The organism is Gordonia amicalis, assembly GCF_022059885.1.
Classification (GTDB): domain Bacteria; phylum Actinomycetota; class Actinomycetes; order Mycobacteriales; family Mycobacteriaceae; genus Gordonia; species Gordonia amicalis.
On record NZ_CP091855.1, the window covers coordinates 1,490,860 to 1,514,500 of the forward strand.

The window sequence follows — 23,641 nt, forward strand, 5'->3', positions numbered from 1 at the left end:
CATGGCCGCACCGGAGAGTCGGAAGTCGGAAGAAGGTCTGAGCCGGCTGATCGCGTTCGCGGACGCGGTGGTGGCCATCGCGCTGACGCTGCTGGTGCTCCCGTTGGTCGACATCGCGAATGACCTGCCGGAGGAGACCTCGATCGGCGAGGTGGTGTCGGATCACTCCCTCGAGCTGACGAGCTTCTTCATCAGCTTCGTGGTCATCTGGATCCTCTGGCGCCAACACCATCAGACGATGGAGTACTTCCGCGCCTACGACCGGGTTCTGGTCAACCTCACCTTCGTCTGGCTCTGGCTGCTCACCATCGTGGTCCTGCCGTTCGCCACGGCGATGGTCGACGACAGCCGGGTGGAGTGGGCGACCGTGCTCTACATCGGCGTACTCGCGATCTCGGTGGCCGCGCTCGTCGCGATCGGGCAGTGGGGGCATCGGCATCGGGATCTGCTCGTCGACGACGAGGCCACCGATCGCTGGACGAGGTCGTCGGGTGGCTGGGGAACCCTGCTGGCGCTCGCGGTCGCGTTGGCCATCGCCCTCGTGTACCCGAAGAGCGGGAACTGGCCGCTCCTGTTGCTCGTCCTCACCGACCCCATCGAGAGGTTGCTGTCGCGCGTGCGCAACCCCCACTGAGAGCCGTTACCGAAGGCCCGCTGCCGCTTCGGCGACCGCGGTGTGCGGGGCACCCAGCAGCTGTGACGACGCCTGGGCGCGCTTGAAGTACAGCTGGATGTCGTGCTCCCAGGTGATGCCGATGCCGCCGTGCAACTGGATGGCCTCGCCGGCGATTCGCCGGTAGGCATCCGAGCAGTACACGTGAGCGGCGAGTGCGAGTTCCGCCGCGTCAGGATCCTCGACGGCGACCGCGGCCACCGCTGCACGTGAGATCGAGCGTGCGGTCTCGACGAGCACATACATGTCGGCCATGCGGTGCTTGAGCGCCTGGAACGAGCCGATGGTGCGTCCGAACTGCTTGCGGGACTTGGTGTACTCGACGGTGAGGTCGAGCGCGCGCTGGGCGCCGCCGACCTGCTCGGCCGAGAGCAACGACCAACCCAGTGTCCGCAGACTGTCGGCCAGGTCCGACGGCGTCGGGATCACGGTGGACGCGACCTCGTCGAACCGCACCGAGGACAACGCGCGCGTCGGATCGAGAAGAGTCAACGGCGACACCGTGACACCGGCGGCATCAGCCGCGACGGAATGGAGGGTCACGTGCTCACCCGGTCCCGACGCCAGCACGAGGAGCGTGTCCGCGGATTCGGCATCGACGACGTAGTGCGCGGTGCCCGACAGCAATCCGGCGTCCGCGTGCACGCCCGGGGTGTTCCATCCGCGTTCACCGGCCCAGCACAACGCGGCTGTCTGCTCACCTGAGGCCAGTGTGGGAAGGAGGTGTGACGCGATGTCGTCGTCCTGCGCCAGCAGGATCGCGCCGGTCGCCAGCACCGACGACCCGAAGACGGGCACCGGACTGAGCGCCGCACCGAGTTCCTCCAGCACGGCGGCCAGTTCGATCCACGACGCCCCGGCACCGCCGGCGTCCTCCGGTATGGGAAGCGCCGCCACGCCGATCTCGGCGCACAGCGTCTGCCATAGTCCGGCGTCGATGCGTTCGGCCGAGGCCATCGCGGTCCGGACCGACGCGGCGTCTCCCCGGCGACGGAGCAGATCACGGACGGCTTCGGCCAGCGCTTCGCGTTCCTCGGCCGAGATCGACAGGTCGGCGGTCACAGTGTCTCCAGGATGCGTCGACGATGGACGGCGGGCGAACCCCAGGCGGACAGGAGTGCTCGCGTCTTGGTGATGTACAGGGAGATGTCGTGTTCGGCGGTGTAACCGATCGCCCCGAGTACCTGAAGGGAGCGCCGGGCCGACAGGTGGGCGGCGTCGGCGGCCGCGACCTTCGCCGCCGACACATCCCGCGACACATTCGTCTCCTCGGGTACCTGACCGTCGATTCCCAGTGCCGCGGCATGAACCAGGGGACGGGCCATCTCGAGGGCGATGGCGACATCGGCCAGGTGGTGCTTCACCGCCTGGAAGGAGCCGATCGGCCGGCCGAACTGCTTGCGGGACTGTGCATATTCGCTCGCGAGGCCGAGCATCGCCTGGCCGAGACCGAGGAGTTCGGCCGCGGTGGCCAGTGCCCCCGCGTCGACGGCGTCGGACGGGTCGACCCCCGACGCCAGGGTCTTGTCCGGTGCGACCCGCGACAGCGTGCGGGTGGTGTCCACGGACGGCTCGGTGCTCAGCACGGTGGCCGTCGAGAGGACACCGTCGGAGACGACGTAGACGTCGGCGGACTCGACGTCGGGCGCGAGCGGTTGCAGCGGGGCGATGGCACAGGTCGCCAGCCGGCCCTCGGCGAGACCGTTGAGCGGGCCGGTCACGTCCGCGTCACGCAGCAGGATCGGGAGGACGGCAACGCTTTCCACGATAGGTCCGGGTGCGCAATGGCGTCCGAGCTGCTCGACCGCGACGACCATCTCGACGGCGCCGGCGCTGCTGCCCCCGTGCGACTCGTCGATGAGCAGGCCGCAGACCCCGGCGTCGGCGAGCTGGGAGTAGACCTTGGCGACGGCCGTTCGGTCACCGGCCGCCCAGGCGCGGGCGGCAGCGGGCATGTCGGCCTTGCCGAGCATGGCGTCGACGGTGGCGGCGAGATCCGTGTGGATGTCGGAGAGTTGGAAGTCCATGGGGTATCAGCGATCTCCACGAGGAAGGCCGAGGAGTCGCTCGGCGATGACATTGCGCTGGATCTCGTTGGTGCCGGCATAGATCGGACCGGACAGGGAGAAGAGGTAGCCGTCCATCCAGGCGTCGTCGAGCTCGGCATCCGGTCCCTGCAGGTCGAGAGCGGTCTCGTGGGCGGCGATGTCCCACTGTGACCAGAACACCTTGTTGATCGAGGACTCCATGCCGAGTTGTCCGCCGGCGGCGAGACGGCTCACCGTCTGGTACGTCGACAACTCGTAGGCCCGGGAGCCGATCCAGGCATCGGCGACTCGCGAGTCGGTGTTGGCCGTCGAGGGGACCTCGTCCCGCTTCGACCGCCACAGCTCCACGAGCCGATCGGTGGTGGCGAGGAAGCGACCAGGAGCACGCAGCGAGAGTCCGCGTTCGTTGGCCGCGGTGCTCATGGCGACCCGCCAGCCGTTGTCGACCTCGCCGATGACACCGGACTCGCCGGGATCGGCCGGATCGTCGGGCACGAAGACGTTCTCCAGGAACAGTTCCGCGAACCCGGCTTCGCCGTCGAGTTGCGCGATGGGGCGGACGGTGACGCCCTCGGCACGCAGGTCGAACATGAAGTAGGTCAGGCCCTTGTGTCGCTGGGCTTCCTTGTCGGTGCGGAACAGTCCGAATGCCCGGTCGGCGAAGCTCGACCGTGAACTCCAGGTCTTCTGACCGTTCAGCAGCCAGCCGCCGTCGGTGCGCACCGCCGTCGAACGGAGCGACGCGAGGTCGCTGCCGGCCTCCGGTTCGCTCCACGCCTGACCCCAGATGTCGTCACCGCGAGCCATCCTCGGCAGAATGCGGTCCAGCTGTGCCGGGCTCGCGTGTTCGAACAGCGTCGGTGCGAGCAGGAAGATGCCGTTCTGGCTGACCCGGCCCGGTGCACCCGACCGGTAGTACTCCTCTTCGAAGATCACCCAGTGGAGGAGCGGGGCGTCGCGTCCGCCGTATTCCTCGGGCCAGCTGACGACCGACATGCGGTCGGCTGCCATCGTGCGTTCCCATTCGCGGTGGGCTTCGAACCCCTCCGCGGTGTCCATGGACGGAAGTGGTTCGCGCGGAACGTGTTCGGTCAGCCAGGAGCGGACATCGGACCGGAACTGCTGGGCCGTGTCGTCGAACAGAAGGTCCATGTCAGCTATCCGATCCCGACGCCGCGTTCGCTGTCGACCCCGCGGCCTTCATCGACTTGGCGTCCATCCCGCCCAGCGAATCGCCGCCCGACGCCTCGGCGTTGGCCGAGTGGGCGAAGTGGTGCCAGCCGAAGACCGAGTCCATCGAATTGCGCAGACCCATCTGGTCCTCGCAGATGTTGACGGCCTTCTTGCTGAGGAAGAGGCCCTGCATCGGCATCGCGACCGCCTTCTCGGCGATCTCGTTCACCTTGGACTCGAGCTGATCCCGCGGCGTGACGTGATTGACCATGCCCCAGTCGGCGGCCTGCGTGGCGGTGAAGCGCTCACCGGTGAACAGGATCTCCTTGGCACGGCGGGTACCGAGGGCGTACGCGTGCGCGAAGTACTCGACGCCCGGAATGCCCATGCGCGCAACCGGGTCGGAGAAGAACGCGTCGTCGGAGGCGACGATGAAGTCACAGATCCAGGCCAGCATCAGGCCACCCGCGATACACGCCCCGTGGACCTGCGCGATGAGCGGCTTGGGGATGTCACGCCAGCGGCGGCACATCCCCATGTACACCTCCATCTCGCGGGCGAGACGCTGATCGGCGCCGGTCTTGTCGGTGTGATCCCAGTGCAGGACGGCGGCGTTCTCGTAGTAGGTGTCGAAGTCGCGCTCGGGGGTGCCGATGTCGTGCCCGGCCGAGAAGTGTTTGCCGTTGGCACGCAGGACGATCACCTTCACGGCCGTGTCCTCGACGGCCTTGCGGAAGGCGGCGTCGAGCGAATACGTCATGACCGAGTTCTGTGCATTGCGGTACTCGGGACGATTCAGGGTCACGTACGCGACGGCACCTTCGGGACCGCCGACCTCATAGGCGACCGGAGTGGTGTCCGGGCCGAGGTCATCGGGTCCGAGTGCGGGCGGGATGGCGGCATCACTCATGTCCACGAGCGTAACCTAGCAAGTGCTTGGTTGGTAGTGGGGGAGGCTGCGTCGCATCCGAAGGATCAGGGAACGACGATGGTCCCGCGGCAACTGGTGGACGGCACGCTCCACAGGGCGTTGCTGTTGACCGCGCTGAACGTGACGTCGACCCGGCCCCGGCCGATCTGCGATACGGGGATGACGAAGTAGTGGACACCCTGATAGGGCGGGCGGACGCGGGTGTTGCTGAGCTTCGATCCACGCTTGCCGGTGGACTGGTTGTGCCAGTCCATCCGCAACGACGACTGGTAGCCGCCGGGGAAGTAGCTCGGGAAGTCGGCCGCGATGTAGGCGTTCCCGGCGTAGGTGTCGACGATGGCGCGGCGGACCATGAACGGGAGGTCGATGACGTTCGGGCTGGGCCCGATGCAGGTGGAGACCGGGAACTCACGGGACGCTGCGGCCTCGCCCGTGCCGGACAGTCCGAGGCCTGCGGCGGCGGCCAGCGCCAGGGCTGCCGCGGCCAGCCTGGTGAACGTCGTCGTCCGTGCCATCTTCGATCTCCTCGCGTGTCGGCGGCGGTCGGTCGTCGATCCGACTCCTGGCGATTTTCGCTAAGGGGGCGGATTTTCGTCACGTTCTTCGCGAATCGGGGACGGGCGATGGTGGAGTCCCCCGAAACATCTAGATAACGAATATCTAGACGTAGACTAATCTGCGATGTGCAGAAATCCGGCGCGCCAGGCCCCGGAGTGGTGGACGGAGGTCGAGTGGTATCCGATGACAGACCTGTGGGTGCGGCGATAGTCGGCACCGGTTGGGGCCTGCTCACTCACGCGCCGGCGATGCGGGACGCCGGGATCGACGTCCGCTGGCTGGTCGGCCGTGATCGGGAACGTGCGGAGGAGCGGGCGGCAGCGGCCGGGGTGCACCGCGCCACCGTCGACCTCGACGAGGTGCTCGACGACCCCGCTGTGGACCTGGTCGTGGTGGCAACCCCTCCGGACACTCACGCCCCGCTCGTGATCCGGGCGGCCGAAGCCGGACGGCACGTGATGTGCGAGAAGCCTTTTGCACACTCGCTCGACGATGCGAAGCGGATGCGTGACGCCGTGCGTGCGGCCGGTGTGCTCGGCGTGGTCGGCCACGAGTTCCGTTTCCTCGGCGACCGGATCGCGACGCGCGAGGCGGTCGGATCGGGGCTGATCGGTGCACCGAAGCTGTTCACCCACACCCGGTTGAGCAGCACCCTCGCCGGGGTCGGCGCCACGGTCCCGGGGTGGTTCGGTGAGCGGGCCGCGTTCGGTGGATGGTTCAACGCAGAGGTGCAACACCTCATCGACGAGATCCGCGGGCTGCTCGGGGAGTTGGCCTCTGTGACGGTTCTCGAGCAGCAGGTGACCGAACGGAACTGGGATGTCGGGGACACGTTCGCGGCGCAGTTCGTGACCTGTGCCGGGGCCGTCGGGACCATCCTCAGCTCCGTGGGGACCGCGGGTTCCGGCCTGAGCGTTCAGCGGATCAGCGGAACAAATGGCTGCATATGGACCGACCCGGACGGGTCGATCGTCGTCGATGACGGTTCGGGCCGGCGGGTCCTGGCCGCTGCGGCACCCCGCGACGCTGCTGCCACCGATCCCACGATCACCGATCTGGTGTCGACCAACACGCTGTCCCGTGCCCTCTCCGGTGCCTCGGGGATGCTCCGCGAACCCACGCGCGTGATGTACGAGGCTGTGCGGCAGCGCATTCTGTCCGGTGGCAACGACCCTGCCGCGGCCGGGCCGGCGATGTTCGACGACGGGGTCGCCAACACGGCGGTGCACATGGCGATGCTCCGTTCGATGCGCTCCGGTGGGACCGAACGCATCGAGACGGTGTGATCGTCGACCGGCCGGCACCGCCGGCCGGTCGTCAGGCCGTGACCGGACTCGCCAGAGCGGTCATGGCGGCCGCGTCGACCAGCTTGACCCGCGGTCGTCCCGCGGCCTTGCCCGCCGCCCGTTCGGTCGCGTCGATGCGCTTCCATCCCTCCAGGTCGATCGGGTGGCCGCCGCGGTCGGCGACGAGGGATTCGATGTCGTCGCGTGAGGCGAACGGTTCGGGCAGCTTCCCCCCGACCACGTCGTCGAGGAACGCCGATGCCGTCTCCTGGCCGCAGGCCCGGTTCCGTCCGATGCCGCCGGTGGCACCCCGCTTGATCCAGCCGGTGACGTACAGACCGGGGATGACCGCGCCGTCGGCGTCGGTGACTCGGCCGGCTTCGTTGGGGACCACCGAACGGTCGGGGTCGAACGGCAGACCGTCGACGGGGACGCAGCGGTAGCCGATCGAGCGCAACACCAGCCCGGTGGCGAGTTCGGTGACCGTGTCGGTGGGCGTCACCGTCGTACCGTCCGCGGCGTACTGGTTCTTTCGGACTCGAATGCCGGAAACCCTTCCCTCGCCGACGATCTCGACGGGGTCGGCGAGGAAGCGGAGCACGATCCGACGACGGCCGGGGACCCGCGGACGTGCGGAGAACTCCTGCGCGAGACGGATCTTGGTGGCCACGGTGGAATCGAGCGTGCCGGCGGCGAGCTGCGCCTCGGTGGTCGCGTCGAGTACCAGTTCCTCCGGATCGATGACCACGTCGACACCGTCGATGGAGCCCAGCGCCAGGAACTCGCTGTTGGTGAACGCCGCGTGTGCGATACCACGCCGCGCCAGCACCACCACCTCGGTGATGGACGACGACCTCAGTTGCTCCAGTGCGTGATCGGCGATGTCGGTGGTGGCCAGCACCTCGGGTGCCGTGACCAGGATGCGGGCGACGTCGAGTGCGACATTGCCGTTGCCGATCACCACGGCGCGGTCGCCGGACAGGTCGTGGGTCGCGCCGGCGTGGTCGGGATGTCCGTTGTACCAGCCGACGAAGTCGGTTGCCGACGCTGATCCGGGGAGATCCTCACCCGCGATCGAGAGCCGACGATCGTGCGCGGCTCCGACCGCATAGATCACCCCGTGGTAGCGCGCGGCGAGTTCCTCGTGCCGGATGTGTTGCCCCACGGTCACGTTGAGCAGGTAACGGAAGTTCTTCTTGGCCGCGACGCGGTCGAAGTTCTTCTCGACGCCTTTGGTCAGCGCATGATCGGGTGCGACCCCCGCACGCACGAGGCCGTGGGGTGTGGGCAGGCGATCGAACATGTCGACGGAGATCCGCGCCGTGCGGACGAGCTGCTCGGCGGCATACAGGCCCGCGGGTCCGGCGCCGACGATCGCCACGTGCAGGTCACCCGGGGGCAGCTTCGGTTGCCGTGGGCTGTCGACCAGCCCTCCCTCGACGTCGTGATCGCGGAATTAGTCCGCGTTGATCCGCAGGTAGGGCTCGTCGGCGGGCTGTAGGGATTCCTCCGGCAGGATCGCGTCCACCGGACATTCGTCGACGCAGGCACCACAGTCGATGCAGGTGTCCGGATCGATGTACAGGGATTCCGCGGTGAAGAAGTCGGGATCGGCGGGCGTCGGGTGGATGCAGTTGACCGGGCACACGCTCACGCACGATGCGTCGTTGCAGCAGGGTCTGGTGATCACGTCGGGCATCTGGAGGCTCGTTTCTACGCGTCGCCGACGGACTGTCGCATCGCGGTCAGAGCGGCGCGCAGCTGTTCGACGTCTTGATCGGTGCCGCCGTGCATGCCGAACTCGTCGGCGGTGAGTGCACTGGTGACCGCGCGCGCGGCGTCGCGTCCCTTGTCCGTGATGGTCACGCAGGTGGCGCGGCGGTCGGTCGGGTGGGGGCTCCGCTCCAGCAGGTCCCTGGACTCGAGGCGGTCGGTGGCGAGGGTCTCGGTGGTCGCGTGGACCAGGAGGTTGCGTGCGAGCGCGGAGATCAGGCGGGTGCCGGTCTCGGACAGGAGAAGCGTCATGAGCAGGAGGTAGTCCGTCATGTTGAGGCCGTGTGCCTTCAGCTTCACGTCCACCGCATCGGCGACGATCCGTTGGTAACGCAACAGCGACGTCAGGGTCAGGAAACGCCTCTCATCGCCGTCGAGGGCCTGCTGATCCCAGAAATGGGCAGCCCAATCGACCGGGTCGGAGATGACGTCGGGGGTTCTGTCGTCGATCGACATGGAGCCTCCTCGGCGATCGGGGTGACGCGCGGGACCTGCCGTGAGGCAGGAGGAGGCGCGGGGATGGACCACGGAACTTCTCTAGTTATAAATAATAGAGACGTAGTGTACATCACGATCGGGCCGAATCGAGTCGTGAGATTCAGTGGAGATGCGCCGAAATCCCACGTGCCGCGTCACGGGTGGCCTCGGCCAGTTCGCGTAGTTCGTCGGCTCGAAGCGCGGTGTTGGGGCAGGTCACGATTGCCGCGGTGACGTGATCGGCGGCGTCGAAGACGGGTGCGCCGACGGTGACCACGGGCACCTCGGCGCCGGCGGCGGCGAACGCGTCGAGTTCGTCGGGTAGATAATCGATGACCGACAGTTCGGTCAGCAGGTCGTCGACCCGGGCCCGCAGGCTGTCGGAGACGGTGTCCAGCGAGCCGAGCGCATCGATGATCGCCCCGTGGTCGGCGGTCATCCGTTCGATCGAGTACCCGCGTTCGGCCACGGCGTCGAGGGCGAGCCGGAGGCGAGTGCGGCTCGACTCGGGCGCGCGCGCGATCCAGGCCGCCTGTGCCTGCGCGGAATCCCACGCGATGAACTCCCGGCTGATGGGTGGGCGCAGGCGGATGCGGGCGCCGTCGCGCAACCACGGATGCAGTCCGGCGTCGGGCGTGAGATGCGGCGGAAAGGCGTGCGCGGCGAGGGTCACGACGTCGGGTGCGGTGCGGCGCGCGACGAAGCACGGGACATCGAACCGTGCGCACAGCTCCCGCACCGTGAGTGTGGCCCACCGCAAGAGATGGTCGGCGCCGCCCAGGTTGCGGGCGAGCATGGCGAAGGCCGGGCCGATGGCGAAGGTGCCGGCCGCTTGATCCCGGATCAGCCAGCCGTGTTCGACGAGTTGGGAGACGATGGCGTGGGCGGTCGCGCGCGACAATGAGGTGCGGCGCACGATCTCGGCGAGGGTGAGTGCGGGCTGGTTCGCCTCCGCGAGCAGTTCGACGATCGCCACCACGCGTGCGGTCGGTGGCGACCCGGCGCGTGCCGGTTGACGCGCCTCGGAGAAGTCGCCTACCGTCGATGTCACATTATCAACACTTAGTGTCGAATATTCGACATGTCAAGGGGGTTGCGCACTGTGGCGAGCACGACCGACACGCCCGACCGGATGGAACGTCACGGGTACGAGTTGTCCCACCTGGCCGCGTTGGAGGCCGAGGCGGTCCACATCATCCGGGAGGTTGCGGCCACCTTCGAGCGCCCGGCCCTGCTGTTCTCGGGCGGCAAGGACTCGGTGGTGATGTTCCACCTCGCACGCAAGGCGTTCTGGCCGGCGCCGGTCCCGTTCCCGCTCATGCATGTCGACACCGGACACAACTTCGACGAGGTGATCCGGTTCCGTGATCGCGTGGTCGCCGAGACCGGCGTCCGGCTGATCGTCAGCTCCGTGCAGGACGACATCGACGCCGGACGGGTCGTCGAGCAGACCGGGCCGGGCGCGAGCCGGAACCGCCTGCAGACCACGGCGCTGCTGCGCGGGATCACCGAGAACCGCTTCGACGCCGTATTCGGTGGAGCTCGGCGCGACGAGGAGAAGGCTCGCGCGAAGGAACGGGTCTTCAGCTTCCGAGACGAGTTCGGCGCGTGGAACCCGCGCGATCAACGCCCCGAACTCTGGCGTCTGTACAACGGTCGTCATTCGAAAGGCGAACACATCCGGGTGTTCCCGCTGTCGAACTGGACCGAGCTGGACATCTGGCAGTACATCGCCGAAGAGAACATCGATCTGCCGTCGATCTACTACGCCCACCGGCGGGAGGTGATCCCCCGGGACGGCATGCTGCTGGCGAGAACACGCTTCCTGCAAGAACTTCCGGGGGAGGAGGTGCGGACCGAGACCGTGCGGTTCCGCACCGTCGGCGACGCCACCTGCACCGGTTGCGTCCTGTCGACGGCCGACGACGTCGGCAAGGTGATCGAGGAGATCGAGGTGACCCGGCTGACCGAGCGCGGGGCCACGCGCGCCGACGACCGGATCTCCGAGTCGGGCATGGAGGATCGCAAGAAGGAGGGCTACTTCTGATGCACGGGGTCGATGCCGGCAGGGGCGTTCCGGACGTCAGGGGCGCCACCGAGATGTTGCGGCTCGCCACCGCGGGATCGGTCGACGACGGGAAGTCGACGCTGATCGGCCGGCTGCTCTACGACTCGAAGGCGATCTTCACCGATCAGCTCGAATCGATCGAGCGGACCAGTGCGGAACGGGGTGACGAATACGCCGACCTCGCCCTCCTGACCGACGGACTGCGCGCCGAACGGGAACAGGGCATCACGATCGATGTCGCATACCGGTATTTCGCCACGCCCAAGCGGAAATTCATCATCGCCGACACCCCGGGTCACGTTCAGTACACGCGCAACATGGTGACCGGCGCGTCGACGGCCGACCTCGCGCTGATCCTCGTCGATGCGCGTAAGGGAGTGCTGGAACAGACTCGGCGGCATGCGTTTCTCTCCTCGTTGCTCGGGATCCCGCACCTGACGGTCTGCGTCAACAAGATGGACCTCGTGGACTGGTCTCAGGAACGGTTCGACGAGATCTGTGCGGACTTCGCGGATTTCGCGACCAAGCTCAACGTCGTGGACCTCACCTTCATCCCGATGTCGGCGTTGCGCGGCGACAACGTCGTCGAGCAGTCGGCGGCGATGCCGTGGTACGGGGGCAGGCCGCTGCTCGACCATCTCGAACATGTCTACATCGCGTCGGACCGCAATCTCATCGACGCGCGACTGCCGGTGCAGTACGTGATCCGTCCGCAACGCAGCGACGGTGCCGACCATCGTGCCTATGCGGGCACGGTGGCGGGCGGTGTCTTCGCCAAGGGCGACGAGGTCGTGGTCCTGCCGAGCGGTTTCAGCACGACGATCACCGAGATCTGGGGTCCGGGCGGAGCCGCCGTCGACGAGGCGTTCTCGTCGATGGCGGTGTCGGTGGAACTGGCCGACGAGATCGACATCGTGCGTGGCGACATGCTGGCCCGGCCCAACAACCGGCCGTACGTCGGGCGCGAGATCGATGCGATGGTCTGCTGGTTCGACGACGACACCGAGCTCCGCGGACACAGCCGTTATCAGCTCCTGTGTGGAACGCGGCTGACCCGCGCGCAGATCACCGGGCTCAACTACCGGCTGGACGTCAACTCGCTGCATCGCGACGAGGACGCCGAGGTCTTGTCGCTCAACGAGATCGGGCGGGTGACCCTGCACACCCAGGAGCCGGTCATGTTCGACTCCTATCGCCGCAACCGTGACACCGGGAGTTTCATCCTCATCGACGAGGTCACCAACCGAACCGTCGGCGCGGGCATGATCACCGCGCCGGTCAGCCACGACAGCCACGTCGTGTGGCAGTCCGGCAAGGTCGCCCGCGAGCACCGGGCGCATCGCGGTGCCACCATCTGGCTGACCGGGCTGTCGGGGTCGGGGAAGTCGTCCCTCGCCGTCGAACTCGAGCGACGGTTCGTCGCCGAGGGCCGACCCGCCTACCTGATGGACGGGGACAACCTGCGCCACGGACTCAACTCCGATCTGGGTTTCTCCGATGACGACCGGCGCGAGAACATCCGCCGGACGAGTGAGGTGGCGGCCCTGTTCGCCGATTCGGGTGCGGTTGCGATCGTCTCGCTGATCAGTCCCTTCGCCGAGGAACGGCAGCGCGCTCAGGAGATCCACGCACAGCGACGCCTGCCGTTCTACGAGATCTTCGTCGACACCCCGCTCGAGGAATGTGAGCGCCGGGACCCGAAGGGGCTGTACGGCAAGGCCCGTAGGGGCGAGATCAGTCAGTTCACCGGCATCGACTCGCCCTACGAACGGCCGACGCACGCCGAACTCGTCATCACCCCCGAGGACGGCGCGCCTGCCGACGTCGCCGAGATGGTCCTCCGTAACCTGGGACTGTGACGCCCTGGTTCGCCCGCGATGCCGGTGGGTATGTCATGACCGGACACCGGGGCGCCGGTGGACCAGCCCAACCGCCAGAGAGGGACACAGCGTGACCGACGATCGAGCACTCGCAGGCGAACTGGCCACCGCGGCAGGGGAACTCCTGTTGGACATCCGCCGGACCAGTGGGCTGACCGGCAAGGAACTGGGCCGGGCCGGAGATGCACGGTCCAACGAGTTCCTCCTGCGACGCCTCGCGGAGGCCCGGCCGGACGACGCGGTGCTGTCGGAGGAATCGGCCGACGACAAGTCCCGGCTGCACGCCGACCGGGTCTGGATAGTCGATCCGGTCGACGGCACGCGTGAGTACGGGACGTACGAGCCGGGTGCCGGCCGCGCGGACTGGGCCGTGCACGTGGCGTTGTGGTCGGCGACCGGCGGATTGATCGCCGGAGCCGTGGCGCTCCCGGCTCTCGGGGTCACCTACCTCGACGACGAGACCGAGGTCGAACCGACGTCGGGACTGGCGTCGCGACCACGCAGCGACGTGCCCCGCGTCGTGGTGAGCAGTTCACGGCCGCCGGCTTTCGCCGACGAGGTCGCGGCGGCGGTCGCGGGGGAAGTGCTGCCGATGGGATCGGCGGGAGCGAAGGCGATGGCGGTGGTCCGCGGTGAGGCCGACGCCTACGTGCACGCGGGCGGCCAGTACGAGTGGGATTCCGCGGCGCCGGTGGCCGTCGCCCGGGCGAAGGGGCTGTGGTGCGGACGCATCGACGGCTCGGCGCTCGTCTACAACAACGACGACACGTATCTGCCCGACCTGGTGATCTGCCGTCCCGAGTTCACCGAGGCGATCCTCACCGTCACGACCGAGGGGGCCGGCGGCTGATCGCCGGCGCGTACTCGGAAAGTGATCACGAGTTCCCACGGTTCGTGGTGTGATTCGTAGGTGATCCCGGCCGGGGATCGTTACGATCGCGGATTCTGCATCCACATTCGCGGAGGTCGGGACGTGTTCGCACCGGCCTGAGTGATCGGGGACCAGTCGGACGGTGCAGTTATCGCACGTCACGGCCCCAGAAATGCCTAAGGGACAAAATTGCCCCTAAATTCCCGTTTATCTATAGACAAACAGTCTATTGCGAGAGTAAAACTGTTGTGTCAGCGATCACAGTCACCTTCCCGAGGGCGTCACATCTCAGCGAGGGAGCTGCCTTCCCCGGGGGAAGCCGATCACAGGCGTCACACTGTGCGAAGCCGTGAAGGAGCAGTCGTGCCCACACCCACCGATCCCATCAAGGGCTCCTCGGAGCCCGGCCGTTACTGGACGAGTACCAATCTCGGCGAGGCCTGCCCAGAGGTCATGTCACCGATGTGCTGGAGCCTGTGGGGCCCGGCGACCGAGCAGGGGCTGTTGTATCCGATGTACTCGTTCGGAGTGATCCCACGGAGCAAGCTCGTGGTGTCCGACGATCCGAATGAACTGGGCGTCAGCTGCTTCTACGGGCGTCAGGCGTTGAACGTGGACGTCATCAAGAAGACGATGGCGGCGGTGCCGGGACTCAGTGCCGACGACTTCGAGCGAGATCTCATGGGTTCGGTGCGACCCGACGCGTCGAAGTTCTCCGGCAGTCCGGGCCGCGTCCCGGTGATCGCCGCGAAGGCGCCGGTCGCGCTCATGCGGACGCGGAAGCGTCTGGAACGTCTCTACGAGGAGATGTACGCCGACTGGCTGGCGACGGTCGTCGACGGCGAGCCGAGCCAGACCCCGATCGAGCGTCTGGTGCGACCCGTGCTGACTTCGAACGGGTCTTCAGCGTGCACTGCGTGTGGCGCTTCATCTTCCAGGGAGCCCAGAGTGCGGTGACCGGGGCGGCCGAGAAGCTCGGCGAACCGGGACTCGTCGACCAGTTGCTCTCCGGCGTGGGCGATCTCAACGAAGCCAGGATGGCCGATGACCTGTGGCGGCTCGGGCGCGGCGAGATCGGCGAGGCGGAGTTCTTGTCCTCGTGGGGATACCACGGCCCCAACGAGGGCAATCTGTTCGCCACGGTGTGGCGTGAGGACCCTCGAGCGGTGCGATCACTCGCCGCGTCACTCGCGCAGCGCGCCGAACGGCCGGCCGCGCGAGCGTCGGCCACGCAGCAGGTCGGGTCCGCGGCCGAGGCGCGGCTGCTCGCGGCGACCCCGGCTCTGCAGCGACCCGTCACGCGGTGGCTCGTCCGCAAGATGCGTGACGTCATCCGATCACTGCAGGTCGGAAAGGCCGCCTACCTCATCGCGATCGACCGCGCCCGCGCCGCCGCCCGGACCTTCGGCCGCCAGCAGGTCGACTTCGGCGCGCTCCGGGAGGTCGACGACGTCTTCTTCCTCACGGTCGAGGAATGTGAGGATCTCGCCGCGGGCCGCCTGTCCGACGCCCAGCGGATCGTCGACACCCGTCGAGCCACGCGCGAGGGTTACAAGGCGATGGTCCTTCCGGTCGCGTTCTACGGCATGCCCGAGCCGGAGCGGATCGGCGACGACGCCGATGACGGTGGCGCGGTTGAACTCTCGGGTGCTGCCAGTGGCGGTGGGGTCGTCGAGGGCCGCGCTCGGGTCCTGTCGGACCCGTCCGAGGACATCGAGCTCGACGACGGCGACATCCTCGTGTGCCGCTTCACCGATCCGAGCTGGGCGCCACTGATGGCGATGGCCGAGGCCCTGGTCATCGACATCGGGGGTTCGGCCAGTCACGGCGCGGTCGTCGCCCGCGAGCTCGGGGTTCCCTACGTGATCGGAACCGAGAGCGGAACCCGGAGAATCGGCGAGGGCGACCGGATCCTGGTCGACGGTGAACGCAATCTGGTCAAGGTCACCGAGCGTGCTCGCGATGGCAAGGCGGTCGCCGCCGGCTGACCGGAGAACCCGCCCCACGCCGGGGCATCACGCCCGTCCGCGAGGCAGACGCACACTCGCCGAAGCCGCTCGTCATACATCCCGATTCTCATCCAGCCGTGCTCGAACAGTCCCAGCGCACGGCCAGTTGTCGATGCCCATTCCCGGAAAGGTGACCATGACAGCCACGACCGCCCTGAGGTCGGTTGCGCCGGTAAGCCCGGCGCTGCCGGTCGACTCGCCGACGCACGAGGAGAAGCGCGCCGGACGGCGGCGTCGCGTGCGAAACCCGTTGACGCCCATCGTGAAGTATCTACGGCGCGCACCGCGTGAGAGCCTGGCGACGCTGGGGCGGCCGGTCGAGCAGCCGACGAGGACCTACCGGGCCGAGTTCTCCGACATCTCCGGACTGCGGATCAACGGCGACGTGCGCACCAAGGGGGTGCGGATCGGGAAGATCACCGACACGCGCATCGTCCGCGTCGACGGGCGCAGCGTGGCCGAGGTCGACTTCACCCTCGACGAGTCGTATCGGCTGACGGAGAACTCGCGGCTGACCGTGAAGTACCAGAATCTCACGGGCGCAAGATATGTCGACGTCGCTTTCGGGCCGGCCGGACGGCCGGTGGACACGGTCCCGCTCAGCCGCACGACGGGCTCCTTCGACATCACCGAACTGTTCAACGGCCTGCAGCCGGTACTCGCGACGATGCGCACCGACGAGGTCAACGAGTTCACCGACAACGCGTTGGCCATCCTGCAGGGAGACGGCAGCGGACTGGCGCCGATGCTCGACAACGTGGCGAAACTGTCCCGGTTCGCGACGGACCGTGAACGGTTGATCTCCACGCTCACCGCCAACATGGCGCGGATCGCCGACACCATGGGAGGCCGGACCCCGGAGGTCATGGAGTTCCTTCACTCGGTCAAGATCCCGGTCGCCAAGGGAATGACCGTTCTGGAGGAGTTCTACAAGACGGATCGCTACGGACCCGCCTTCACCGAGCCGATCGACCGGCTGATGGGCAACCTCGGACTGCGGCCCGGGCTCGACGTCGACAAGCTGCTCACCGATGCGTTCAGCTCGATTCCGCAAGCCGCCGAGGCGCTCCGGATGATCCCGGTGGCGGTTGCCGGTCTCCAGGTCCCGGCCGGCATCGATCACTCCGGACGCAGTTGTGCGAACGGGCTCGCGGATCTGCCGTCCGATGTCGAGCTGCTGCTCGACGGAAGCGAGGTCGTCGTATGCGCGGCAGGATGACACCGGCCATGCTGGGACGTTTGACCAAGCGGGTCGGGCGGGAGGTCATGATCGGGGCGGCGCTGCTGGTCGCGGTGATCGTCGTCGCCGCCGTGATCGTCGTCGTCTACGTCAATCCCCCGGGGAAGAAGCAGTTCACCTTCCTCACCGATGACGTGTCGTCGGTGGCGGTCGGGCAGGACGTGCGCGTCGCCGGGCTCAACGTCGGCAAGGTGACCGGCCTCGAACTCGGCGCCAACGAGGTCCGGGTGACCGCCGAGGCGGATGAGGAGATCTTCATCGGGGATCGCTCCCGTGTCGAGGTCCGGATGTTGACACCGGTCGGCGGCTACGCCGCGACGCTCATTCCGCTGGGGGATGTTCCACTGGGGGACAACTGGTTTCAGTCCAGTGCGGTCAGCGTTCCCTACAGCATCGGGGACGTGATCCAAGAGGTGCCGACGGTCACCGACAACGTCGACGCCACGGACATCGACGGCAATCTCGGTCAGGTTGCCGATGCCCTGGACGGGCAGTCGCCGTCCTTGCGGGACATGGTCGACGGAATGCGGAGCGTCACCGGTGTCATCGCCCGCCAGCGATCACAGGTCGTCGCGATCGCGGCGCTGAGCACCGAGTACCTCGAGGTGTTCGAGGCCAACCGGGCATTCATCTTCGATCTGCTGCGACAGACCGACATCGTGCTCTCGACCTACAACAACACTCACGTGGGGTTCAACGAGGCGTATGCGCGGCTCGGACGGATTCTGATGTCGATCCAACCGCTCGAGGCCTACTACCTGGATCACAGCGATCAGGTCGTCGCGGCGATCAATCAGTTCCGGCAGATCGCCGAGACCGCGCAGAACACGATGGGACCGGGCGTCGACAAGCTGACCGCGCTGCGAGATCAGCTGGCGGGCTGGCTCGGTCCCGAGGGGATCAAGGAACTCAAAGGCGGGACCGTGCTCGCCTCCGATATCTGTATCCCGGTCGCCGGGAGGAAGTGCTGATGATGCGACGTCCGAACCTGGGAATCATCGGGGTCGTGGCAGCTCTCGCGCTGTCCGGCTGTGCCGGCACCGCGCTGGCCGCCGATGAACTCCCGCCCACCACCGGGGAATTCTGCGCCGAGATGCCGGATGTCACCGGTCTGTACGCCGACAATCCGGTCACACAGATGGGATACCGCATCGGCCGGGTCGCCGCGGTGCAGCCACGTGGCGACCGCGTCCTGGTCACCTTCGAGATCGACACGCCCCGTGCGATTCCCGCGGATGTGAAGGCGGTGATCCGGTCCAAGTCGCTGCTGGCCGACCGGAGTCTGGAGCTCGTGGGGAACTATGCCTCGGGTCCTCGGCTCACCGGGGACCGATGCATCGCCCTCACCAACAGTTACACGCCCAAGACGATTTCGGAGATATCCGCTTCCGCAGCGGATTTCGTCGACGACCTGGCCCCCGCAGGTGAGGGCCAGAATGTCCGGGGAGCCGTGACCGGACTCGCCGACGCGCTCCGCGGGGTGGGGCCGCACGCCCGCGACGTCATGACGAATGCGGCGGAGGCGGCGCAGAACCCGGACAAGGTGATCGCCGACATCGGCAGTGTCATCTCCGACATGGCACCGCTGAGCGAGGATGCGCTGAAGAACTGGGGTGCGATCGAGTCCATCCTCACCCAGGCGCCGAACATCCTCGAGGTCGGCACCGAACTCTGGACCGGTGCGACGGAACTGACCAAGGGCGTCGCCTGGACCGTGGCGACCCTGTACGACATCGAGCGGAACTACGGTGGTGACATCTGGCCGGTCGTGCATGGTCCGGTGACCCAGGCGATCTCCCTGGCGGCCGCTCGCGCGCCGGACATCTCGTCGCTGGTCTCGACCATCCCCGCGGTTGCGCAGGCGGTGCGCCAGCAGACACACGGCCAGGGGCGCGGATTCTCGGTCCGCTACACACCGCCCACGGTTCGCGTGTCCGACGTCTCCCCGGAACTGTGCGCTCAGGCGAACAGGCTGCGACCCAACACCTGTACGAGACGTGGTGCGGTCAGCGAGTTCCGGGGTGACGCATTGTTGGACATGGTCCTGCTGGGGGGTCGGTCATGAGACGGAGTGCATGGTTCTCTCGCCTGGGTCGGCGGACGATCCGCCGGGGTGTGCCGGTGGCAATTCCGGCGATGGTCATGACGATCGTGCTCGCGGGGTGCGCGATCGGTCCCGATGACCTGCCGTCGGTACGTCCCGGAACGGGCGACGGCTACGAGGTGTCGGTCCGATTCGCCAGTGTCCTGTCGCTGCCGAACGGTGCCGATGTCGTCGCCGATGGACAGCGTATCGGCGAGGTGACCGGGCCCGAGCTGACCGACGACTACGTGGAGGTCGCGGCGCGAATCCGCAAGGGCACGCGCATTCCTGCTGACACCGATGCCGTCATCCGGCAGAACACCCTTCTCGGTGACACCTACATCGCCTTCGTCCCGCCGGCGGGCGGCGGAGACGACGGTTCGACCGGTGCCCGGGGGTATCTCGAGCCGGGGTCGGTCATCGGCGTGGAACGCACGGTGTCGCCACCCCCGCTCGAGGACACACTGGCGGTACTGGCCAACTTCGTCAACGGCGGAACCATCACCCAGATCCAGGACGCGATGGCGCGTATCAACAACGTGATGCCCAAGCGCCCGGATCTGCGCCGGCTCGCGACGGTCACGTCGGTGGATCTGCGAGACCTGGGACGCAACACCGGTGAAATCGATCGTTTCCTGGCCGGCATGAACGCTTCGGCCGCGGCGATCGGTGAGCGCCATGACGAGCTGACCAAGATCTTCGGCGCCGAGGCGGCGACCTACTGGCGGCGTGATGCCGACAGCTTCCTGGTCCACATCGCCTATCTGCTGCCCTCGATCGGCAGCATCTTCGAGGGCGGGATCTGGCTGGTGCCGATGCTTCTCTCGCGGCCACGTCCGACGGCGTCCGTGGGATCGTGGACGATGGACCGCGATTGGCGATCAAGACCTCGGACTTCCTCCGTAATGTGTCGCTTCCGTTCGCATCCAACCCATCGGTCGATGTGACGTCGGTGACGGCACGAGGTGGCGGTGAACAGCTGATCGGCGATGTGGAGAACCTCTTGCGGATGCTGGGAGCGGTGCGATGAAGAAGTCGATGCTGTCGATTGCCGGGATGCTCGTGATCGGTGTTCTGGCCTTCGTCTACATGGGGACCCTCGGGCTCCCGGTCAGCCGGGAGAGCGACGACCGGAGGGCCACCATGGAGGTCTCGGACGGCAACGGTCTCGTCCCCGGAGCACGAGTGCTGTTGCGCGGCGTCGAGATCGGCACCGTGGCATCGGTCCGTCCGTCTGCGCGTGGCGTCACGATCGGTATGAAATACCGTCCGGAGTATCAGATCCCCACCGAGAGCACGTTCCGGATCGAGACCCTGTCGGCGCTCGGTGAGCCCTACGTGGCGGTCACCCCGGCGGTGGCGACCGGCCCGTACATCGCCGAGGATGCGGTGATCGGCCGGTCGCAGGTCGATGATCCGTCCACGTTCAAGGATCTGTCCGAGCGTGTCACCCGACTGCTGGAACAGGTCGACCCCAAGAGCGTGGGAAAGATCTTCGAGACCCTCGACGTGGCGTTGCCCGGTCCGTGCACGGATGGCGGGGTGTGCACCGATGACGAACAGTACGTGCTGGGCAGTATCAACCGCGCCGGTGAGCGTCTGGCCTCGACGATCGGTGGTCAGGCCGACAATCTCACCACGCTGCTCAGCGCCCTGCAGCCGCTGCTCATGAGGAGCGGAGAGATCCCGGCCGCGTTCCGCGGGGCTGCCCCGGCCGCCGAGGGGTTCGGCCGGAATCTCGGTGTCCTCCAGGACGCGCTGAAGTTCGCGGTGTTCCGCGGCGGGCCGCTGGCCACCGGAATCGAGGATGGTGCCGGACCGTTACTGATGGAACTCCAGAAGTTCCTGGACAACACCGCCGCAGATCTCAAGGTGATCGGCGACAACCTCCTGCCGACGGTCAGCGCCGGCGCCGGCGCGTTGCGCACGGTCGACCCGAGCGCGGTGCTCGGCCGTGCGCTGGGCGCGGTCCGGAACGGGTCGCTCCAAGTCGAAGTGGGGGTGCCCGGGTCCTGATACACGACCTGCCGGAAGAACTCGGCAGATGACAGCAGCCAGCCACACGAACGGATGAGAAATGGTGCGGACCATGGAAAACGACCCAGAACGCAGGGACGACACGAAGGGCGAGGACGGCACAGCGAGCACGACGACGTCGGGTATCGCAGTGCTGGAGAAAGGATCGGAACCGGCGACCTCTGCCGGCGGTGCTCGCGGCTCCGGTACGGAAGTGCCGGGCGACGCCGCGGGGGACCGGGCGCGCGGGCATCAGGTGTCCCTGCGGTCGGTGATCGTCGGCGGCGTGATCCTCGCCCTGGTCGCGGCCCTTGCCTTCGTCAGCTGGCAGTTGCACTCGCGCAGTGAGGAATTGGCCGCGACGCAGGCGGCTGCGACGGCGGAATCGCAGGCCGAGAAGGTTGCTCTGGACTATGCGAAGGGTGCCGCCGCGATCGACTTCAAGGACCTGCCGGCCTGGCGATCCCGACTGACCGAGGGGACCTCGGAGGAGATGGCCGCCCGATTGACCCAGGCAGCCACGTCGATGGAGCAGATCGTCACACCGTTGCAGTGGACGTCGACGGCGGAGCCGATAGCCGCGGTCACCACGTCGGTCGACGGCGACGTGTACTCCGTGGACTGTTTCGTCGGCGTCACCACGAAGAACACCCAGGCTCCCGACGGTATCCAGTCGACTGCGACATACAAGCTGCGACTGGACAAGTCGAAGGACTGGAAGATCATCGACATCTCCGGAGTCAATGCCGAACTGCCGACCGGAGGCCGATGAATCGGTGACGGAATGATCTGGGACCGGTGTGATCGGCGTCGATGACAGCGGACGGCGGCGTGGTGCATCATCGGATCCATGAGTAGCCAACGTCGTCAATCCATGAGCCCCACCACTCGGCGACGTTCGTCGGACCTGCAGGCCCTGATCGTGGTCGCGGCCGAGGAGGAGTTCAGTCACCTCGGCTACAAGGGTGCGACGATGGCGGCCATCGCCAGTCGTGCCGGCGTCACCAGGTCGGTCCTCACTCGGCATTTCGCCACCAAGGCCGATCTTTTCGCGGAGGTGATGACCAAGCCGCTGCTGCAGTTCGCCGACAGTTGGACCAGCCGCTGGGCCGATCGTCTAGCCGAGGAACCGCCCGAACTGGAGCTCGTATACGAGTTCATCTCCGACCTGTTCGAGAACAGCCGCAATCACACCGGTGTCCTCCGACTGTTGATGTTCTCCGGCGAACAGCTGGAACCGGAAGTGCGCAAGCAGGTTTGGGAGACGATCGATGAGGGCATGAGCGCGGTGCTGGAGATCGCGGTGCGCACCATCGCCGCGCACGGGTATCCGGCGGAGCATGCCGACATCACGGTGCGAGCGCTCATCAGCATGGTGATGGGCTACGTCAGTATGGACTCCTCGGTACTGGGTTCGATAGACGCTGACGACGAAGTCGTTGTGCGACACATGTCTTCGCTGATCATGCACGGAATCTCGCTCGGCGCGGACACCGGCCGGGACCCCGCCGAATAAGATACAAAGTTGTCCCTTGACTGTTGGGGTGATCGTTGCCACACTAGGTGTTTCGTTGAAGCCCAATAGATTTAGGAATCCCCCTCATGGCCAATGTCACATCAGACTGGGATCCGCTGTCCGAGGCGAACCTTGCAGACCCTTTCGCGGTCCAGAAGGAAATGCGCGGCAAGTGCCCGGTTGCCTGGACCGAGCAGTTCGGCGGCGCGTGGGCGGTCTTCAAACACGCCGACATCGAACAGGTTGCCGGCGATCCGGAAACCTTCAGTGCAGCAGAGGTGTTCGTCGTTCCGGACAGGACCGGGGGAGTCTTTCCATGGCTTCCGGTCCAGTCCGATCCGCCCCAGAACGCCGACTACCGTGCCCTGGTCGCTCCCTTCTTCCGGATGGAGAAGACCAAGGCTGAGCCCGGCGGCGACGATCTGATGTCGGCGCTGATGGAGGCCGACATCGACGGACGGCCGCTGACCAATGAGGAGATCTTCGGCACCTTCATACTGCTGATCGTCGGCGGTTCGAGACCACCGCCGACGTCACGAGCGCCACGCTGGCGCATCTGGCCGAGAATCACGAGCTACGAGAGCAGTTGCGCGCCAACCCCAAACTGATCACCAAGGCGGTCGGCGAGTTCGCGCGTGTCTTCGCCCCCACGCAGGCCACCGCGCGTACGGCGACTCGGGACGTGGAGATCGGGGGTCGGACGATCTGCGCCGGCGAGCGCGTACTGCAGATGTGGGCGTCGGGAAGCCGGGACGAGGACGTCTTCGCCGACGCCGATTCCGTCGACATCGATCGGCCGGGCAAGACCCAGCTGACCAGCTTCGGTTCCGGAAATCACCGGTGTCTCGGCGAAGGTCTGGCGCGCATCGAGATACGTGCGATCCTCAGTACCTGGCTGGAGCGCATCGACACCTTCAAGGTCGACGGGACCCCCGAGCGCGGCACCTGGCCCACCCAGGGCTGGCATTCGATGCCGATGAGCTTCACCGCGCGCAGCTGATCCGCGGGTCGGCCGCAGACACCGCTGGTCGGTGCGCCA

23 protein-coding genes and 1 pseudogene are annotated in these 23,641 nt (G+C 67.1%); 16 read left to right on the plus strand and 8 right to left on the minus strand.

Translation table 11 applies throughout. From position 1 onward, the window contains the following. The first annotated feature begins 1 nt into the window (after nt 1). On the plus strand, nt 2–634 hold the full coding sequence (locus tag IHQ52_RS06860; protein ID WP_024500120.1) for a TMEM175 family protein: 633 nt from the start codon (nt 2–4) through the stop codon (nt 632–634). 6 nt (nt 635–640) lie between these two features. Here IHQ52_RS06860 and IHQ52_RS06865 read toward each other — a convergent pair whose 3' ends face one another. From IHQ52_RS06865 to IHQ52_RS06885, 5 genes are all read right to left on the minus strand, one after another. Then, nucleotides 641–1,735: an acyl-CoA dehydrogenase family protein gene (locus tag IHQ52_RS06865; protein WP_096273114.1), complete on the minus strand. Its 1,095-nt coding sequence runs from the start codon at nt 1,733–1,735 to the stop codon at nt 641–643. Continuing rightward, nucleotides 1,732–2,700, minus strand: a complete 969-nt coding sequence (locus IHQ52_RS06870) for an acyl-CoA dehydrogenase family protein (protein WP_096273116.1) — start codon at nt 2,698–2,700, stop codon at nt 1,732–1,734. Before IHQ52_RS06870 ends, IHQ52_RS06865 begins: the two co-directional genes overlap by 4 nt. Nucleotides 2,701–2,706: 6 nt before the next feature. After that, nucleotides 2,707–3,873, minus strand: coding sequence for an acyl-CoA dehydrogenase family protein (locus IHQ52_RS06875; RefSeq protein WP_006435728.1), 1,167 nt, complete (start codon nt 3,871–3,873; stop codon nt 2,707–2,709). 1 nt (nt 3,874) lies between these two features. Continuing rightward, nucleotides 3,875–4,804 carry an enoyl-CoA hydratase gene (locus IHQ52_RS06880; protein WP_040004639.1) on the minus strand — a complete coding sequence of 310 codons (930 nt, stop codon included), beginning with the start codon at nt 4,802–4,804 and terminating at the stop codon, nt 3,875–3,877. A 65-nt stretch (nt 4,805–4,869) separates the two neighbouring features. Next, nucleotides 4,870–5,340, minus strand: a complete 471-nt coding sequence (locus tag IHQ52_RS06885) for a hypothetical protein (RefSeq protein ID WP_096273118.1) — start codon at nt 5,338–5,340, stop codon at nt 4,870–4,872. A gap of 216 nt (nt 5,341–5,556) precedes the next feature. Between IHQ52_RS06885 and IHQ52_RS06890 the strand changes: the two genes are divergently transcribed. Next, nucleotides 5,557–6,669 carry a Gfo/Idh/MocA family protein gene (locus IHQ52_RS06890; RefSeq protein ID WP_157753364.1) on the plus strand — a complete coding sequence of 371 codons (1,113 nt, stop codon included), beginning with the start codon at nt 5,557–5,559 and terminating at the stop codon, nt 6,667–6,669. A 31-nt stretch (nt 6,670–6,700) separates the two neighbouring features. Here the strand turns inward: IHQ52_RS06890 and IHQ52_RS06895 are convergent. The 3 genes and pseudogenes from IHQ52_RS06895 to IHQ52_RS06905 form a co-directional block, all read right to left on the minus strand. Next, nucleotides 6,701–8,368, minus strand: a pseudogene (locus tag IHQ52_RS06895) (FAD-dependent oxidoreductase). A 14-nt stretch (nt 8,369–8,382) separates the two neighbouring features. Then, complete coding sequence (locus tag IHQ52_RS06900; RefSeq protein WP_096273122.1) at nt 8,383–8,898, minus strand: MarR family winged helix-turn-helix transcriptional regulator; 516 nt, start codon at nt 8,896–8,898, stop codon at nt 8,383–8,385. Nucleotides 8,899–9,040: 142 nt separating this feature from the next. Further along, on the minus strand, nt 9,041–9,970 hold the full coding sequence (locus IHQ52_RS06905; protein WP_006435723.1) for an IclR family transcriptional regulator: 930 nt from the start codon (nt 9,968–9,970) through the stop codon (nt 9,041–9,043). A gap of 81 nt (nt 9,971–10,051) precedes the next feature. Here IHQ52_RS06905 and cysD point away from each other — a divergent pair, with 81 nt between their 5' ends. The 14 genes from cysD to IHQ52_RS06975 all read left to right on the plus strand — a co-directional run bounded on the left by cysD (nt 10,052) and on the right by IHQ52_RS06975 (nt 23,602). Next, nucleotides 10,052–10,966, plus strand: a complete 915-nt coding sequence (gene cysD / locus IHQ52_RS06910) for a sulfate adenylyltransferase subunit CysD (protein WP_085950440.1) — start codon at nt 10,052–10,054, stop codon at nt 10,964–10,966. After that, nucleotides 10,966–12,846, plus strand: coding sequence for an adenylyl-sulfate kinase (cysC, locus tag IHQ52_RS06915; protein ID WP_096273124.1), 1,881 nt, complete (start codon nt 10,966–10,968; stop codon nt 12,844–12,846). Before cysD ends, cysC begins: the two co-directional genes overlap by 1 nt. A gap of 91 nt (nt 12,847–12,937) precedes the next feature. After that, a complete protein-coding gene (locus tag IHQ52_RS06920; protein WP_006435720.1) occupies nt 12,938–13,717 on the plus strand; it encodes a 3'(2'),5'-bisphosphate nucleotidase CysQ in 780 nt (259 codons plus the stop codon). A 384-nt stretch (nt 13,718–14,101) separates the two neighbouring features. Further along, nucleotides 14,102–14,695: a hypothetical protein gene (locus IHQ52_RS06925; RefSeq protein WP_232513059.1), complete on the plus strand. Its 594-nt coding sequence runs from the start codon at nt 14,102–14,104 to the stop codon at nt 14,693–14,695. Next, nucleotides 14,656–15,726 carry a PEP-utilizing enzyme gene (locus IHQ52_RS06930; protein ID WP_232513060.1) on the plus strand — a complete coding sequence of 357 codons (1,071 nt, stop codon included), beginning with the start codon at nt 14,656–14,658 and terminating at the stop codon, nt 15,724–15,726. Before IHQ52_RS06925 ends, IHQ52_RS06930 begins: the two co-directional genes overlap by 40 nt. A 157-nt stretch (nt 15,727–15,883) precedes the next feature. Next, complete coding sequence (locus tag IHQ52_RS06935) at nt 15,884–16,966, plus strand: MlaD family protein (protein WP_096274897.1); 1,083 nt, start codon at nt 15,884–15,886, stop codon at nt 16,964–16,966. Between the two features lie 8 nt (nt 16,967–16,974). Then, entirely contained in the window at nt 16,975–17,958 is a 984-nt protein-coding gene (locus tag IHQ52_RS06940; RefSeq protein ID WP_232513061.1) for an MlaD family protein, read from the plus strand. After that, entirely contained in the window at nt 17,958–19,052 is a 1,095-nt protein-coding gene (locus tag IHQ52_RS06945) for an MlaD family protein (protein ID WP_006435716.1), read from the plus strand. Before IHQ52_RS06940 ends, IHQ52_RS06945 begins: the two co-directional genes overlap by 1 nt. A 56-nt stretch (nt 19,053–19,108) precedes the next feature. Beyond that, nucleotides 19,109–20,017, plus strand: coding sequence for an MlaD family protein (locus tag IHQ52_RS06950; protein ID WP_232513062.1), 909 nt, complete (start codon nt 19,109–19,111; stop codon nt 20,015–20,017). Between the two features lie 79 nt (nt 20,018–20,096). Next, nucleotides 20,097–21,086 carry an MlaD family protein gene (locus tag IHQ52_RS06955; RefSeq protein ID WP_096273128.1) on the plus strand — a complete coding sequence of 330 codons (990 nt, stop codon included), beginning with the start codon at nt 20,097–20,099 and terminating at the stop codon, nt 21,084–21,086. Nucleotides 21,087–21,159: 73 nt separating this feature from the next. Further along, nucleotides 21,160–21,858, plus strand: coding sequence for a hypothetical protein (locus tag IHQ52_RS06960; RefSeq protein ID WP_210738011.1), 699 nt, complete (start codon nt 21,160–21,162; stop codon nt 21,856–21,858). A 102-nt stretch (nt 21,859–21,960) separates the two neighbouring features. Continuing rightward, complete coding sequence (locus IHQ52_RS06965; RefSeq protein ID WP_006435712.1) at nt 21,961–22,602, plus strand: TetR/AcrR family transcriptional regulator; 642 nt, start codon at nt 21,961–21,963, stop codon at nt 22,600–22,602. Nucleotides 22,603–22,688: 86 nt separating this feature from the next. Next, a complete protein-coding gene (locus IHQ52_RS06970) occupies nt 22,689–23,210 on the plus strand; it encodes a cytochrome P450 family protein (protein ID WP_096273130.1) in 522 nt (173 codons plus the stop codon). Further along, the gene (locus IHQ52_RS06975; protein WP_006435710.1) at nt 23,189–23,602 is read left to right on the plus strand and encodes a cytochrome P450; all 414 of its coding nucleotides are present in this window, start codon (nt 23,189–23,191) and stop codon (nt 23,600–23,602) included. Before IHQ52_RS06970 ends, IHQ52_RS06975 begins: the two co-directional genes overlap by 22 nt. The last annotated feature ends 39 nt before the right edge of the window (nt 23,603–23,641 follow it).